Origin of the sequence: Stenotrophomonas sp. YIM B06876, from assembly GCF_030711595.1 — a bacterium.
Classification (GTDB): domain Bacteria; phylum Pseudomonadota; class Gammaproteobacteria; order Xanthomonadales; family Xanthomonadaceae; genus Stenotrophomonas.
The window spans coordinates 1-687 of the sequence record NZ_JAUJUJ010000422.1 but is presented as its reverse complement, the minus strand read 5'-3'; the positions used below and the strand labels follow the sequence as shown (position 1 = coordinate 687).

1 protein-coding gene is annotated in these 687 nt (G+C 64.0%); it reads right to left on the bottom strand.

The window, feature by feature from the left end; genetic code table 11:
* Positions 1-276 precede the first annotated feature (276 nt).
* On the bottom strand, positions 277-633 hold the full coding sequence (locus tag QZH66_RS17710; RefSeq protein ID WP_305807131.1) for a carboxymuconolactone decarboxylase family protein: 357 nt from the start codon (positions 631-633) through the stop codon (positions 277-279).
* Positions 634-687 lie beyond the last annotated feature (54 nt).

Sequence of the window (687 nt, the reverse complement as noted above, 5' to 3'; positions counted from 1 at the left end):
GCTCCGGCTGCGCCAGGCGGCCGGCACCCTGCAAGAGGCCGACGTGCGGGCCATTGATGCACTTTTAGATAAAAAGGCCCTGTAACGCCCGCCAAACGGGCGTTAGAAGCTATCAAAAATATAGCTCTCAAGCAGCCGCTGACCCAGCGTGCTGGTGCGCCTGCAGCATGGTGTCGATAGCCAGCGCCGAATGGGCATAGGCGCCGCCGGCGCGCATTTCGGCGGCCACCCAGATCGCCTCNAAACGGGCGTTAGAAGCTATCAAAAATATAGCTCTCAAGCAGCCGCTGACCCAGCGTGCTGGTGCGCCTGCAGCATGGTGTCGATAGCCAGCGCCGAATGGGCATAGGCGCCGCCGGCGCGCATTTCGGCGGCCACCCAGATCGCCTCCATGATCTCCTGCTCGCTCGCGCCCGCCTTCAGCGCCGCTTGCGTGTGGCCGCGAATGCAGTACGGGCATTGGGTGACATGGGCTACCGCCACCGCGATCAACTGCTTGGTCTTGCCGTTCAAAGCACCATCGGCAAACACGCTGGCGCTGAACGCCTTGAAGGCATCGAGCGGCTGGGGCGCCAGTTCGCGGCGCTTGCGCGCGACTTCGGCGCCGGCATGGGGGTAAAGAGATTCGTCCATCAGCGGCTCCTTGTGGCGGGGTCGATCAACATCTGCGGCCGGCGCACTCAAGCC